Below are 14,393 nucleotides of genomic sequence, written 5' to 3' on the forward strand. Positions count from 1 at the left end.
GCAACAAAAAATCAATGATTTTAGGAGTAAAAGACTGTGCAAGACTACGTGCTTTGGTATGACGGTTTAGGAATGAATGATGTTGAACGAGTTGGAGGAAAAAACGCTTCACTGGGTGAAATGATTAGTAACCTTAGTAACATGGGCGTTAGTGTTCCTAATGGGTATGCGACAACAGCAGAAGCCTTTCGCGATTTTATGGCACAAAGTGGCTTGCATGACAAAATTCAAACAGAATTAGATTCATTAGATGTTGACGATGTTGATAAGTTAGCCAAAATAGGCAGCAAAATAAGACGTTGGGTGATGGAAACTCCATTTCAACCTGAGTTGGAAGAGGCCATCTATAAAGCCTACCTGGAACTAAAAGGTGATTCTAATGATGAATTTGCTGTTGCAGTGCGGTCATCAGCAACCGCAGAGGATTTACCCGATGCTTCTTTTGCTGGACAACAAGAAACCTTTTTAAATGTGCGTGGATGGGAAAATGTAAAGCTGGCACTAAAAGAAGTTTTTGCGTCTTTGTTTAATGATCGTGCAATTTCCTATCGAGTTCACCAAGGTTTCGCTCATGCTGATGTTGCCTTGAGTGCCGGAGTACAAAAAATGGTTCGCAGTGATATTGCGGCTAGTGGTGTTATGTTTACCATTGATACTGAGTCTGGTTTTTCTGATGTTGTGTTTATTACAGGCGCTTATGGTTTAGGTGAAACTGTGGTCCAAGGCGCGGTAAACCCTGACGAGTTTTATGTTCATAAACCAACATTAACTAGTGGTAAACCTGCGATTGTGCGTAAAACATTAGGCGGTAAAGCAATAAAAATGATTTATACCGATGATACTGCTCACGGTAAATCAGTAGAAACAATTAATGTTGAGCCAGAATTACGCCAACAGTTCTGTATTTCTCATGATGAAGTTGCAGAGCTAGCTAAACAAGCAATGATTATTGAAAAGCATTACCAACGACCTATGGATATTGAGTGGGCAAAAGATGGTGCTGATGGCAAGCTTTATATTGTTCAGGCTCGTCCAGAAACTGTGCGTAGCCGAGATAACAATCAAGTTATAGAACGGTATGTGCTTGCTGAGACTTCTGATATTGTAGTGACTGGACGAGCAATCGGCCAAAAGATAGGTAAAGGTCCTGCTAAAGTGATTTCTGACTTATCTGAAATGTCTAAAGTACAAGAAGGTGATGTTCTAGTCACTGATATGACGGATCCTGATTGGGAGCCAATCATGAAAAGGGCTTCTGCTATAGTGACAAACCGTGGTGGTCGAACATGCCATGCTGCAATCATTGCTCGTGAGTTAGGTATTCCAGCAGTTGTTGGCTGTGGTGATGCGACACAAAAAATAAAATTGGGTCAAGAAGTGACGGTATCTTGTTCAGAAGGAGATACAGGAAACATCTATGAAGGTTTATTAGAGTTTAACGTTAACAATAGCGAAATCCATGATATGCCTGAACTGCCTTTCAAGATCATGATGAATGTTGGTAATCCTGATCGTGCTTTTGACTTTGCCCGTTTGCCACATTTTGGAATTGGACTGGCCAGACTTGAGTTTATTATCAACCGAATGATTGGTGTCCATCCTCGTGCATTACTCGATTTCGATAGTCTTGAAGATGAAGATTTAATACGTACTATTAGTGAAAATATGGCAGGCTATGCCGATCCTGTGAGCTTCTATGTTGATAAACTGGTAGAAGGTATTTCGACTTTAGCATCGGCTTTTTCGCCTGAAAAAGTCATTGTAAGAATGTCTGATTTTAAATCGAATGAGTATGCTAATCTAATTGGTGGTCATCTGTATGAGCCAGAAGAAGAGAATCCTATGCTTGGGTTTAGAGGAGCTTCTCGCTATATATCCAAAGAGTTTGAGCAGTGTTTCGAATTAGAATGCCGCGCTATCAAACAAGTTAGAGAAAATATGGGATTAACAAACGTTGAAATTATGATCCCGTTTGTTAGAACTATTGATGAAGCTGCGCAAGTTATTGAGTTACTGGCTAAATATGGTCTAAAACGTGGGGAAAATGGATTACGTGTTATTATGATGTGCGAGTTACCGTCTAATGCATTAATGGCTGATGAGTTTTTAACGTATTTTGATGGCTTTTCTATTGGCTCTAATGATTTAACTCAGTTAACGCTAGGTCTAGATAGAGATTCGGGCATTATTTCTCATTTATTTGATGAAAGAAACCCGGCAATTAAAAAGTTACTGAGTTTAGCGATTCAAGCTTGTCGCAAAGCTAATAAATATGTAGGTATTTGCGGACAAGGTCCATCGGACCACCCTGATTTTGCCAAGTGGCTGATGGAAGAAGGAATCGATAGTGTTTCTTTAAATCCCGATTCTGTACTTGAAACCTGGTTATTTTTAGCTAACCAAGAAAGTTAATATCTTAAAAAATTTAAAGTGAGTCAATAATAAAAAAGCAGAGTTTATCTTAAGATAACTCTGCTTTTTTAGTCATTAAGGGAGGATTATCGTTGAGCAATTCGAATATAAACTCTTCGATTCAGAGCTCTACCTTTTTTACTTCTATTTGAAGCGACAGGTTTTTTTTCGCCATAAGCGGCAGTTTTAAAGCGGTTATCGTCGACACCGTCAAGTTGCAAAAGTTTTTTAACAGAATTGATTCTGTTTTTAGAAAGTTTATCATTATATGAGCGAGAACCTTTACTATCGGTATGGCCACTAATAAAAACTACCTCAATTGATTCGTCATATTTGATATAAGCTGCTAAAGCTTTGAGTTTTTCTTCGTATTTTTCACGGATTAGGTACTTATCAAAATCGAAATACAGCGTTAACTTTCTAATTTGCTTTAAATCGTAACGAACAAGATTAGTCATACAGTCGAGAAACTTCTCGTAGGCAGGCTTAAAGCGAACAGCAGAAAGTGCAACGGAAACTTGAGAGTCTTGCTGGTTGAGATCTTGGTAGCTAATGGTTGGAAAACGTCCCGATTCTAGCTCATAAAGTAAACGCCAACTACTGGTGGAGTGACTCGACATAATATTTTTTCCTTTTTGTAGCTTGACTTCACCAAGTACTTTACTTGACTGTTCTGGCTGCCAGGAAGGGGCAATAGAGCGTACCCAAGCGCTTCTTTCTGGTGACAGCTCATGCCTTTTATAGCTTAGCAAGAAGCCTAATTGAGTTTTTTTACCCGCTGATTTTGAAAATGAAGCTGTGCCATAGTAAGGGATATTGTGAGACAAGTTACATGCCAATGGTGTACCTTTGTATTGCCAGTTTGAGTCATTTATGTCAGCTTCAAAATATTTGAGGTTTGCTGATGCATAACCGCAAATCAATAAAGGGCTCAATAAAAGCGCTAACCGACGATGATATTTAGTCATTTGATAGTTTCCATATATCTGATAACCCTTTATCGGCTTTAGAAATTCCGACTTAAATAATTTAAAAAATTATTCACTGATTATTGGGTTGGCGTTTTAACAAGCGGTTTATATGAATAGTTATCGAACGGGTCAGTTGAGCCGTTAGAGTTGTAAAAAATTCACTATAATTGGTTAAGTTAGGCAACTGGTGATAGAATTTCGTTTCTATAGTAATGATTCAAATAAAAGCTTTGACGAGCCTGGCTTGTCATAAGGAAATATAAGAATGACAATGATGAGTCGCCGATTTAGAGGTTTTTTCCCCGTTGTTATTGATATTGAAACTGCAGGTTTTAATGCCAAAACAGATGCATTATTGGAAATAGCCGCAGTAACACTCAAATTTGATGAGCAAGGCAATTTAAAGCTTGATAAAAAACAACACTTTCATGTTCATCCTTTTGAAGGCGCTAATATTGAGCAAGCTTCTTTAGACTTTAATGGTATCGACCCCGATAATCCTTTACGCGGAGCGGTATCTGAACATGAAGCGCTTACCCAGATTTTTTCACTTGTTAGAGCAGAACAAAAACAATATGAGTGCCAGCGCAGTGTTTTAGTTGGTCATAATCCAGGGTTTGATATGGGATTTTTACTGGCTGCTGTTGAGCGAATTAATGTTAAAAGAAACCCATTTCATCCTTTTACCACTTTTGATACCGCGACTCTATCTGGATTAGCCGTAGGACAAACAGTGCTTGCTAAAGCTTGTGAGATGGCGAAGATTAGTTTCGATAATCAGCAAGCTCACTCTGCACTTTACGATACAGAAAAAACGGCTGAACTTTTTTGTTATATAGTGAATCGTTGGAAAAGGCTTGGTGGCTGGCCACTAGGTGATTAAACTTCAGCTAGTGGCATCAGTTATTTTTAATTATTAGTAGAAAACATAAATGCGAATTAAGCTGAGATTGAGTCGCCATAATGTCTCACCGCTGTTCGATCACCGCAAGCATTATAGATATTATTATCAGGATCAAAACCTTTAATTAAATTAAAAGTTCTTCTACTCGATTGAGTTAATAGTTCTATTAAACGAGCATTCACTTCATTTTTTAAACAGCACTTTTCTACTAATTGCATTAGCTCTGACCAGTTTTCGCTCAGTTGAGTATTTTCAGTGCAGTACTTTTTTAACTGAGCCAGTGATGTAATTTGAATGCCCGCATTGTCAATCATTGGAGGAATTTGTTGTGTATTAATATGTGATACGGCTTCATCTTTCTCCTTTAAAACTTGACTGAGTAAATCAAAATTTCTTTTTTCGAGAGCACGCTGCTCGCTATTTAAAATATCGTGTAATGTCTGGTAATCTTGCTGCCATGCATTTAATACTGTTTTACAAAGTTGAATGTGTTTCATCATATTTTCCTCAGCATCGATAAGCGATAGCTTATTGCTAATAAACTGTTTAATTAATAGCCTTGATAGTTAGACTCAAAGTCCAACATTTTATTGGCTACTCGCTGATATTCTATTTCATATTTGTCGTTATCTAATTTTTCCTTAATCGGAGATACTCTATTTTGATCAATGATAGGGGCAGATTTCATTTGTTGTATTAATTGACTAATTTGAGAGGCTTTGCCCGTGATATTAACTGAGTCTTCACTTTCTGCTGAAGCTGAAGATATACCATCAGATGCAGATTTCTTTTTAGATTTATCTGTCTTTGCTAAGTTTGCTTTTGTATGCCCTGGCACAAGGCTTTTAATATCCATAACCATAAGTTACTTTGACCCTGCAATATTAACGCTCAAACGGTTTTTTCCGGTGACTACTGCCCCAAAAGACTTTTTTGTTCTGGTGTTTCTCACCTGAACCGTCTCACCTAATATGGCATCACTTAAAGCGATACCTTCAACATTGATACTCAAAAATTGATTATCAGCCGTAACAGATACTTTGTCTCCTCGACAAACGAGACAAATGCTGTCCTGGTAAATTATCGATCCAGAACGCATCACTTTTTTAGGACTCGCATTAAGCATTTGTTTTTTATTTAATAATGGTTCTTTTCTAGTATAGTTAATTGGTACTCGTTTTTGACTAATATCCCTTTTGTTTAATAAGTCACCAGGAAATACCCTTCGGTTTACAACCCAGGCTAATTGATACTCTGTTATTTTTGCTGGCACAATTATTTTCCATGCAACGGGCCCTGTACACTTAATTGCGACACTGGTTTTACCATTTCGTCGTGTCGCTTGTGGTGAATATGCCTCAAGTGGCTGTTCACACTGAACGAGCCTTAAACGAGGATCAATATTACCTATTACTATCTCTATGTTCTCGTTATCGGCAGAAGTGTGCATTTCCTCAAGGAATTTTTTTGCCGCATATTGAATTTCTTCAATCGGTTGAATCGTTTTTGCCTGCAATAAATTCATATGAGACATAAAAATGACTAAACAAAAACAAGCAGTTGAACATAACTTCTTAATAACAGAGTCTTTTTGTTCACGATCACGGTAATCTCTAATGTTAATTAATTTCATGATTTTCCTGTTGTTTTTTGAATCTTGTCTATACTTATTTTTATATGACTCGGTGTCATGGTTGTTGTTAATCGCTACTCACATCGCTTTTTGGATTTTAAAGGTCGCTTAAATCCTGTTGTTTTACCAAGCAATTACCATGCCGTAGCATAATAAATATTTTTTAATAGGAAGGTTTCTCATGTCGAGTATTCTTGATTCGGTTAACCAAAGAACCCAGATGGTGGGGCAGAATCGGCTTGAATTATTATTGTTTAGGCTGCGAGGCAAACAGGTATATGGTATTAATGTTTTTAAAGTGAGAGAAGTTTTACAGTGTCCTGAGTTAACCGAGTTACCTAAACGTAATCCAGTTGTTCGCGGAGTCGCCCATATTCGTGGCGCAACAATTTCTGTTATTGATTTGAGTTTGGCTGTTGGTGGTCCTTCTCTTGGTAATGTTGAAAATTGTTTTGTGGTTATTGCTGAATATAACCGCAAAGTTCAAGGGTTTCTTGTTAATTCAGTTGAAAAAATTGTCAATATGAATTGGAGTGATATTCATCCACCGCCAAAAGGTGCTGGAAAATCGAGTTACTTAACGGCTGTTACAGATATTGAAGGTGAGCTTGTTGAAATTATTGATGTTGAAAAAATATTAGCAGAAATAACCCCCAATAACGCGACTGTTAGTCAAGAACTCGTTGAAAAAAATGCAGGTAAAGCACCGCAAGACAAAGTGGTACTTATTGCTGATGACTCTTCAGTTGCAAGAGGACAAATTAAAAGAACTGTGGAGCAACTTGGGTTTAAAACTAAGCTTTGCAAAGATGGTAAAGAAGCATATGAATATCTTGAAGAAATTGTTGCAGATGGAACGTCTGTAGATGATGAAGTTTTAATGTTGATTTCAGATATTGAAATGCCCGAAATGGATGGTTATACCTTAACGGCTGAAATTCGTTCTAATGAACGATTAAGCCATATGTGGGTGATGTTACATACTTCTTTGAGTGGTGTATTTAATGAAGCAATGGTTCAAAAAGTTGGGGCGAATGATTTTATACCAAAGTTTAATCCTGATGAGCTTGCGAGTGCAGTACAAAAAAGAATGGAACTTGAAGACTAAAATAAGTACATAATTCATGGAAATATCTATAGCTGATTATGAACGTTTTAAGGTTATCCTTGAAAAACAAAGCGGCATATTGTTGGGGGATAATAAACAGTACTTAGTTGTAAGTCGGCTAAGCAGTTTTATCCAAGAAAAAGGATTAACCTCAATGTCGAGCTTGCTCGACAAAATTTCAAGTGTGTCGGGTAGTGTTTTGTTGAAAGAAGTCATTGACCGAATGACAACTAATGAAACCTTGTGGTTTAGAGATAATTATCCGTTTGAATATTTAAAATCAACAATTGTTCCTGAATTACGTGGAAAGAGTATCAATAATCGAATATGGTGTGCGGCCTGTTCAACAGGCCAAGAACCATACTCTATCACAATGCAGCTAGAGGAAGCGGCGGCATTAGCTAATACTGAAATTATAGCAACTGACTTATCTGAACGCGTGTTAAATAAAGCTCGTCAAGGCACCTATCAACAGATCGAACTCAATCGGGGAATGCCACGTGATAAGTTAAATCGTTACTTTACCCCGTTAGATAGTGGTGAATGGCAAGTCAGTGCCCGGTTACGTAATAAAGTGACTTTTCGTCCATTAAATCTATTGAGCTCTCCCTATGGAATGGGACAATTTGATGTGATTTTTTGCCGAAATGTATTGATATATTTTTCTAGTCAAAATAAAACCAAAGTGATCAATGCATTAATTGATTGTCTCAAACCTGGGGGATACCTATTTTTAGGTGCTTCTGAATCCTTAACTCGTGATTCAAAACAAATGACTATGGTACGCTGCAATCCTGGGTTAGCTTATAAAAAAGAAAATAATTAAAGAAGTCTCATATTTTATTTAACGATGGGGTGGAGCTTTTAGTTTGTACTAGTGTCAGCGGTGATACCTTTTAGCCTTACTTAACTTTTTAATAATATTAAGGTTGAATAATTCAGGTTAACACTGTAAATTTCTTTGAAACTGAATTCTTTAACTATGAGGGTAATAACCTCTGTTGTCTTTCTGTTAAATCCAATAAGTTAAGTATTTCCCCTAATAGATATCGATAGATTTTTTACACGTAATTTTAAATATCAAGTAACATAATAAAAATACAGTAAAGTTATTTTGCCCTGAGATTGTTAGCATTGAAAAATATAACACTGAACGACGATTAAGTTTGCATTTACTTGTTGTTCTTGAAAGTATAGATTTCGGCCTGCTTGTCTAATTTTTTAAGACAACAGGTATGTAGTGAAAAACTAGTTAATCATTCATACTAGGAAAAGTGATGAATATAAACAGCCCTTTAGGCGCTTTATTATTTTTTTTAATTGTTGTTGTTATTGCGGTCCCTTTGTTTCGCCGACTCAAGCTGGGAGCTATCTTAGGTTACCTGGTTGCTGGGCTTATTATTGGTCCAGGGGGTGTTGATATTGTTTCTAATCCAAATGACATTTTACATTTTTCAGAGATAGGTGTAGTACTTTTACTTTTTGTCATCGGATTAGAGTTAAGTCCTGATACTTTATGGGATATGCGTCGTCATATTGCTGGTTTAGGTGCCGCTCAGTTGGTTTTTTCTGCAATGCTTGTTGGCGGCGTGGTGTTTATTTTTTATCAATCAGCACAAAGTGCATTAATTATTGGCTTAGCTTTGGCTTTATCATCAACTGCTTTTGCAATTCAACTAATGGCTGAAAAAGGAATTTTAGCTTCTCGAGGAGGGCGGCGTGGGTTTGCTATTTTACTCATGCAAGATCTTGCCGTAATACCTGTTTTACTTTTAGTCGAATCTTTTTCCACTGTTGCTAGTGAACAAACTAAACCCTGGTGGTACGGTGTATTAGCGATTGTAATGCTGTTATTTGCTGGACGATTTTTATTAAATTATTTACTTAAGATTGTCTCACGCTATGGTAGCCGTGAAAGTATGACAGCGTTAAGTTTGTTAATTGTGGTTGGTGCAGCTTTTTTAATGGATGCTGCTGGCTTGTCTATGGGAATGGGAGCCTTTGTCGCGGGGATTATGTTAGCTAACTCAAGCTTCAGACACCAGATTGAAAGTGATATAGAGCCATTTAAAGGGCTAACTCTTGGGTTATTTTTTATTGCAATAGGAATGACTTTAAATATAGAACTGTTTCTTCAGCAACCAATATTATTACTCCTTGTTGCACTGGCTTTAATGATAACAAAATGTGTGATTATTGCTGCTTTACTACGCTTTGTGGATATTGATTGGCGACAAGGATTGCAATTAGGCTTAATGCTTAGTCAAGGAGGCGAGTTTGCATTTGTCGTTATGGCGCAAGCAGTAGATGGTGGTTCATTATCGAGTGAGTTAGCTCAACAAGTTAATTTAGTTGTTGGTTTATCAATGGCACTGACATCACCATTAGTAGGAATAATTAGCTTATGTAAAAGAGCAGAGTCTAATAATAATGAGACAATTTCAACACCGGAATTTCATGCTTCGCCTGAAGTAATGATTTTAGGTTTTGGACGTTTTGGCCAAGCAACAGGTCGTATATTGGCGGCCAATGGAATTCCTTTTATTGCATTGGATAAAGATGCGGAACACATTGATTTTATAAAGCAGTTTGGTAATCAGGTTTTTTTTGGTGAAGCTAGCCGCTTGGATGTATTGCATGCTGCTGGTATCGATAAAGTCAAAGTTGTTTTAGTGGCAACAAACGACACTAAAATAACTGAAAATATAACCAAACTCATTGTTCAACATTTTCCTAATATAAAAGTTATCGCTCGTGCTAGAAATCGATCAGCTTACTGGGCGTTACGATCTTTAGGAGCTCATCATGTAATACGTGAACTATTCAAAGGCAGCGTTGAAGCGGCAAGTTCTACATTAAATGCATTAGGTTTTAGTGTTGGTGAAGCACTTAAAAAAGTAGATGAATTTGAGTCTCATGATAGTGCAATGATGGAATACTCTTATGAGCATCGAGATGACCTAGATAAATTAATTGAAATTGGTCGAAAAGGGCGTTCTGATTTGGAGAGGTTATTTCGTCAGGATCAAATGCGTGAATAATAGATCTCAAAAATATTATTCGTTAGACCTTGCGGTTGGAGTAGATTGAACTAGCTGAATAAAAATAAATATTCAGCTAGTGTTGTATAAAATATTTTTTGTTATCTATTGTTGTTATTTTTGTATTGATACTAACTTTGGAATAATGACTGCGTCTTTATTTTGTATTGATCTAATTGTTGTTAGCCCTGCTTCTTGTAAAGCAATAGCGGCGCTATCTAACATGTTAACTTCGGCACATGGGGTTACTAAAGGTTCTCCATCATCAGTAAAAACATGTAATGGTAATCGGTCAATTTCTAATAGTTTCATGATGTGCAAATGACCTGTTATTGAATAGTTTTGTGCAAATAACAATATGATTAACCAAGCACCATTACTCCATAAATAATAGGGATGTTTATTGTTAGCTGGTAATTCTTCGAAATAGAAACTGTCAATAGGCGATGTTTTTTGACCATAAGGCATTCGACATAAAAAGCGAGGAGCCGCGAGAATAATACTATCTGCTTGAGGTTGGCTTCTTAATATTTCCCATTGTTCAGTTATTTCTGGTGGCTGGGTAAAATTCCAATCATCTATATCGGGTGTTTGGTGTAAGCTTTGACAACCCGCTAATTGCTCTGTACCACTTGCAATAGCAATAGCATTACAAGAAGAAGCTATTGCACCAATATGTGCCAGCCCTTTAAGATCATCGGTACTGTAACCAAACATAGTATCATGCATAATAAGGCTAAATGGCGTTGAGCCTACCGATGCTCGGTTAGATACTAATAGCTTATATAATTCGCTTTGTTCCAAGCTATTGTTATTGAGAGAATCGTTGATGACTTCATGTTGAGTAATATCGATGAGAAAAAGCTTTAGGCGGCCATTGGTTTCAATCCGTCTGATCAGTTTATCTAAGCTCCGCCACGTTGATTCTATATTTTGAAAGTTGGAGTGATGTAGTATTTTACGCATGAGGTCGCTGGTTGCATCATCAACTGCTTGCAATAACTCATTCTGTTTTGGATCTGGTTTAGGAATAACATAGGGGCTAATTATATCTTTCATTATTGCCTGAATATCAAGTCGGGAAGAGGATTGTTCTACCGTTGCTTCTGCAAGCAAGTTATCTAACAATGAATCATTGCTTGTGTTGGTCGCATTATCTATTGTCTTTGTTGTTGTCTTAGTTGCTTCACTGTGAATTGGTGATGATTCATACCACTGGTAAACTTCTTTGGCGGCTTCATCAAAGGTTTTAGGGTTTTTAAGCCGCTTACGTAGACTTCGTAGATTATCAAATAAGGGGACTCGTTCATAGATAAAGTCAGGGTGCATATCATCCAGTTCTTCAAAATGAATAGGTTTTTCTGCTAAAGGCAAAGTACATCTTACATTGAGCTGAGAGAATACTTCGTCAAAGTTATCACGATCAACTTCAATGATTTTTTGCTGTTTTATTGAACTTTCATTGTCTAACGCATGATTTTTTCGGCCACTAAAATTAGCAATAATCGCGATATGGCAAGGTTTTTTTGGTTGCTCAATAGCTGAGTTTTGTTCGTCATTAGTGTTAAAACTTATATTTCCTGTTGAGATTGTTGTGCGAGACATAGCGCATTCCTTAGGTTTGATCATAGCGTAGAGTATACTGAAAAGAATTTGTTAGGCATAGTTTGATTACCTAATTTAATCTGAATTTTTATATAAAAAAGTTTCACCGAAAATTTGAACAGGATGAGTGATTAGCTGTTTGTAGAATCAATAAAAAGTAAACTAGGGCAGGATGACAAAACAATTACGACCATTGCTTTTTGCCTGATAAAGTGCAGTATCGGCTCTTTTAAGGGCATCTTCTATCTGCTTATCTTGTGGTTGAAAAATAGAAACGCCCATACTAAATGTTACCTGAAAATCATCTACAGGAACTTTAATTTCACTACACAGATGAGCAAGCCTTTGGTAAACCGCCTTAACATGTTCTATTGATGTTTGTGGTAATACCAATAACCATTCTTCTCCACCAATTCTACCAAAATGATCACCATCTCTAATAACTTTAGATACCAATTTTGCAAAGCTAATGAGTACTTGATCGCCGACATGATGACCAAATTGGTCGTTGATTTTTTTAAAATGATCAAGGTCTAATATACAAAATAAACCGCTGAGTTTGTAACGTTTAAACCTTTCAAACTCTTCTTCTGCCTTTTGAGTAATATATCGTCGGTTAGCTGTTCCTGTTAATTCATCTGTTAATGCTAATTGTGATAATATTTTTTTGATTTTATTTTCTCGATAAGTAAATGCTAATAAAAAAAAGATAATAATTAGAAGTCCTAATGAACTGACGATGTATAGCCAGCTTGATTTTTTTTGTTCTGATATTTCAAGTTGTTGTAACATGTTTTCTTGCTGTAGTATCTTTTTTTCTTGTTGCTTAATTTTATTTTCAAAATCATTTTGTGTTTCTAAAATAGCCTTTGACTTATCAAGGTCTTGATGGCTATCGTAAAGCTTCACTAAATTTTGATAATTAAGAGCCGCTTCTTTATATTTTTCTTCTTGAATAAGCATTTCTGATTTAAGCATGAATAAACTCGCTTTTGTTCCAATGTCACCATTTTTTATATGCCAGTCAAGTTTTCTAAAAAGTTTTTTAGCTTCAACAAGGTTGTGTTGTTTAACATAAATAGTGAGTAATTGAAATGTTGATAAACTCTCAAGTCTATAGTTGTTAAGCTGTTGTGATATCTTTAATGCTTCTAAAACATAGGTTTTAGCTTTTTGATAATCTTCTTGCCTGAGTGATAGTTGCCCTAGTTGTCCCAATGCAAAACCAACGCCTTGCAAAGAGTCTATATTGCGGGCAAGTATTAATGATTTATTAAGATAGAGTTCTGCATCTGAAAAATTATTAATTTTAATGGATGTATAACCAATATTATAATAAATGATTGCTGCAGACATTGGATCTTCTTGTTCATTAATATTTGATAATGCCTGTCTAAAATAAGCTAAAGCTTTAATTGGAGCATCAGTTGCGTCATAAATCAGCCCAATATTTTGTAAAATATTAGATAAGTATTCTTTATCTTTTTCTAAAAATAGATCATAAGCTGTAGTTAGTAAGGTAAGAGCATTATTGAAATCTTGATTATAATAGCTTGAAATGCCATAGTTCATAGTGGCATGACCTAGTAGTGCTTCATAATCACTATTTTCAAGAGAACTAATAATCTCCTCATACATCTGTTTTGCTTCACTCCACCGAGCCATTTGAGAGTATGCTGAAGCCAAGCTGACTTTAAATTTTGTTATTAACCTAAAGTTATCAAATTTTTTTGCTCGTTCTACCCCTTCTTGTGCAAGTTCACTGTATTTTTGTAAAAAGCCTTTTTGTGCTTGCATTTCAGCTTGCACATAGAGTATTTCAAGAGTTTCTTCTTCAGAAAGCTTGTTTTCTTGCAAGTATTGGTTTATTTGATGTGTTGCTTTTTCTAGTTCTGGGCTTAAACTTTTAATAAATCCTTTAACATCTTGATTGGCTGAGTAGCTAATCATTGAGAAAGTAGCTAACAAAAATAAAAGTAAAAGTTTAGAGGAGGGTGGCGGCATGAATTAAATTAATTATTGAAAAACTCTATTGAGTATAGAAAAGAAAACTTTAACAGGTTAATTTTATTCATCATTTAAGTGAATACTCACTGATACATACGGTTAGTTTTTATTTAGAAGCGATAAATAAAGGCTTGTTTGCTATTTATTTTGACTGAGGTTAGGAGGAGTGTAGATGAAAGGCCTATACTCGTGAAAAGAGGAGCATCTGGTTGAGACAGAAAAAACGATTGTGCGCTATAAACAATTATAAAAGTTAATTTGCTGTCTATAAATCACTCGTGATACCCAAGGGGGGGTATACCATTTGTCCTGATAATGTTGCACCTGATGTTGTTGATTTAACAAGATATAGGGCCCAATTACAGCCTCGACCTTGTAACAAATAATAGCCATCCTTGGCAATAGAATTCCTTTTTTTGAGGGGTATCATCCTGATAATGCTTTTCCTTAAGCGGTTATTCCTAATAACCTTATCCCTTGAGTAAAATAGTGCCGTCCTCTGGCAATTGGTAGTCCATTGAAGGGTAAAACTTCCCTGTTTTGGCAAGTGACTTCCTTTTGATTCTTTGACATCCTTGTTACTTATAGCTAAATCACTATCAATTGACACAATAAAAGCCGTTATTTTTGCCGCTCCTTTCGTTGTCTGACTTGTCCATAGAGCGGCTATGCACTGCGCCAGACGCCTTAATAGTGACAAAAATCCCTGACT

12 protein-coding genes are annotated in these 14,393 nt (G+C 36.3%); 5 read left to right on the forward strand and 7 right to left on the reverse strand.

Features of this window, described 5'->3' with window-relative positions; all coding sequences use genetic code 11:
- Positions 1 to 36: 36 nt before the first annotated feature.
- Entirely contained in the window at positions 37 to 2,412 is a 2,376-nt protein-coding gene (gene ppsA, locus ACT5E3_RS07660; protein ID WP_444997709.1) for a phosphoenolpyruvate synthase, read from the forward strand.
- 86 nt (positions 2,413 to 2,498) lie between these two features.
- Here ppsA and ACT5E3_RS07665 read toward each other — a convergent pair whose 3' ends face one another.
- Positions 2,499 to 3,380, reverse strand: a complete 882-nt coding sequence (locus ACT5E3_RS07665; protein ID WP_444997710.1) for a flagellar protein MotY — start codon at positions 3,378 to 3,380, stop codon at positions 2,499 to 2,501.
- A gap of 277 nt (positions 3,381 to 3,657) precedes the next feature.
- Between ACT5E3_RS07665 and rnt the strand changes: the two genes are divergently transcribed.
- Complete coding sequence (gene rnt, locus ACT5E3_RS07670; protein ID WP_444998590.1) at positions 3,658 to 4,266, forward strand: ribonuclease T; 609 nt, start codon at positions 3,658 to 3,660, stop codon at positions 4,264 to 4,266.
- A gap of 56 nt (positions 4,267 to 4,322) precedes the next feature.
- Here rnt and ACT5E3_RS07675 read toward each other — a convergent pair whose 3' ends face one another.
- The 3 genes from ACT5E3_RS07675 to flgA are packed head-to-tail and all read right to left on the reverse strand — an operon-like array spanning position 4,323 to position 5,920.
- The gene (locus ACT5E3_RS07675) at positions 4,323 to 4,787 is read right to left on the reverse strand and encodes a flagella synthesis protein FlgN (protein ID WP_444997711.1); all 465 of its coding nucleotides are present in this window, start codon (positions 4,785 to 4,787) and stop codon (positions 4,323 to 4,325) included.
- A gap of 50 nt (positions 4,788 to 4,837) precedes the next feature.
- Positions 4,838 to 5,143, reverse strand: a complete 306-nt coding sequence (flgM, locus tag ACT5E3_RS07680; protein WP_444997712.1) for a flagellar biosynthesis anti-sigma factor FlgM — start codon at positions 5,141 to 5,143, stop codon at positions 4,838 to 4,840.
- A 9-nt stretch (positions 5,144 to 5,152) separates the two neighbouring features.
- The gene (flgA, locus tag ACT5E3_RS07685) at positions 5,153 to 5,920 is read right to left on the reverse strand and encodes a flagellar basal body P-ring formation chaperone FlgA (protein ID WP_444997713.1); all 768 of its coding nucleotides are present in this window, start codon (positions 5,918 to 5,920) and stop codon (positions 5,153 to 5,155) included.
- 181 nt (positions 5,921 to 6,101) lie between these two features.
- On the opposite strand from flgA, the gene ACT5E3_RS07690 reads away from it, so the two are divergent.
- The 3 genes from ACT5E3_RS07690 to ACT5E3_RS07700 all read left to right on the forward strand — a co-directional run bounded on the left by ACT5E3_RS07690 (position 6,102) and on the right by ACT5E3_RS07700 (position 10,069).
- The gene (locus tag ACT5E3_RS07690; protein ID WP_444997714.1) at positions 6,102 to 7,028 is read left to right on the forward strand and encodes a chemotaxis protein CheV; all 927 of its coding nucleotides are present in this window, start codon (positions 6,102 to 6,104) and stop codon (positions 7,026 to 7,028) included.
- Between the two features lie 16 nt (positions 7,029 to 7,044).
- Complete coding sequence (locus ACT5E3_RS07695; protein ID WP_444997715.1) at positions 7,045 to 7,854, forward strand: CheR family methyltransferase; 810 nt, start codon at positions 7,045 to 7,047, stop codon at positions 7,852 to 7,854.
- Positions 7,855 to 8,305: 451 nt separating this feature from the next.
- Positions 8,306 to 10,069 (forward strand): monovalent cation:proton antiporter-2 (CPA2) family protein, encoded by a 1,764-nt coding sequence (locus tag ACT5E3_RS07700; protein ID WP_444997716.1) that lies wholly within the window; start codon positions 8,306 to 8,308, stop codon positions 10,067 to 10,069.
- Positions 10,070 to 10,183: 114 nt separating this feature from the next.
- On the opposite strand, the gene ACT5E3_RS07705 is transcribed toward ACT5E3_RS07700, so the two are convergent.
- The 3 genes from ACT5E3_RS07705 to ACT5E3_RS07715 form a co-directional block, all read right to left on the reverse strand.
- Positions 10,184 to 11,674: a type VI secretion system contractile sheath domain-containing protein gene (locus ACT5E3_RS07705; protein ID WP_444997717.1), complete on the reverse strand. Its 1,491-nt coding sequence runs from the start codon at positions 11,672 to 11,674 to the stop codon at positions 10,184 to 10,186.
- A 162-nt stretch (positions 11,675 to 11,836) separates the two neighbouring features.
- Positions 11,837 to 13,624, reverse strand: coding sequence for a tetratricopeptide repeat-containing diguanylate cyclase (locus ACT5E3_RS07710; RefSeq protein WP_444997718.1), 1,788 nt, complete (start codon positions 13,622 to 13,624; stop codon positions 11,837 to 11,839).
- A 504-nt stretch (positions 13,625 to 14,128) separates the two neighbouring features.
- A complete protein-coding gene (locus tag ACT5E3_RS07715) occupies positions 14,129 to 14,254 on the reverse strand; it encodes a hypothetical protein (RefSeq protein WP_444997719.1) in 126 nt (41 codons plus the stop codon).
- Positions 14,255 to 14,393 lie beyond the last annotated feature (139 nt).

This window comes from Aliikangiella litoralis (assembly GCF_052495765.1).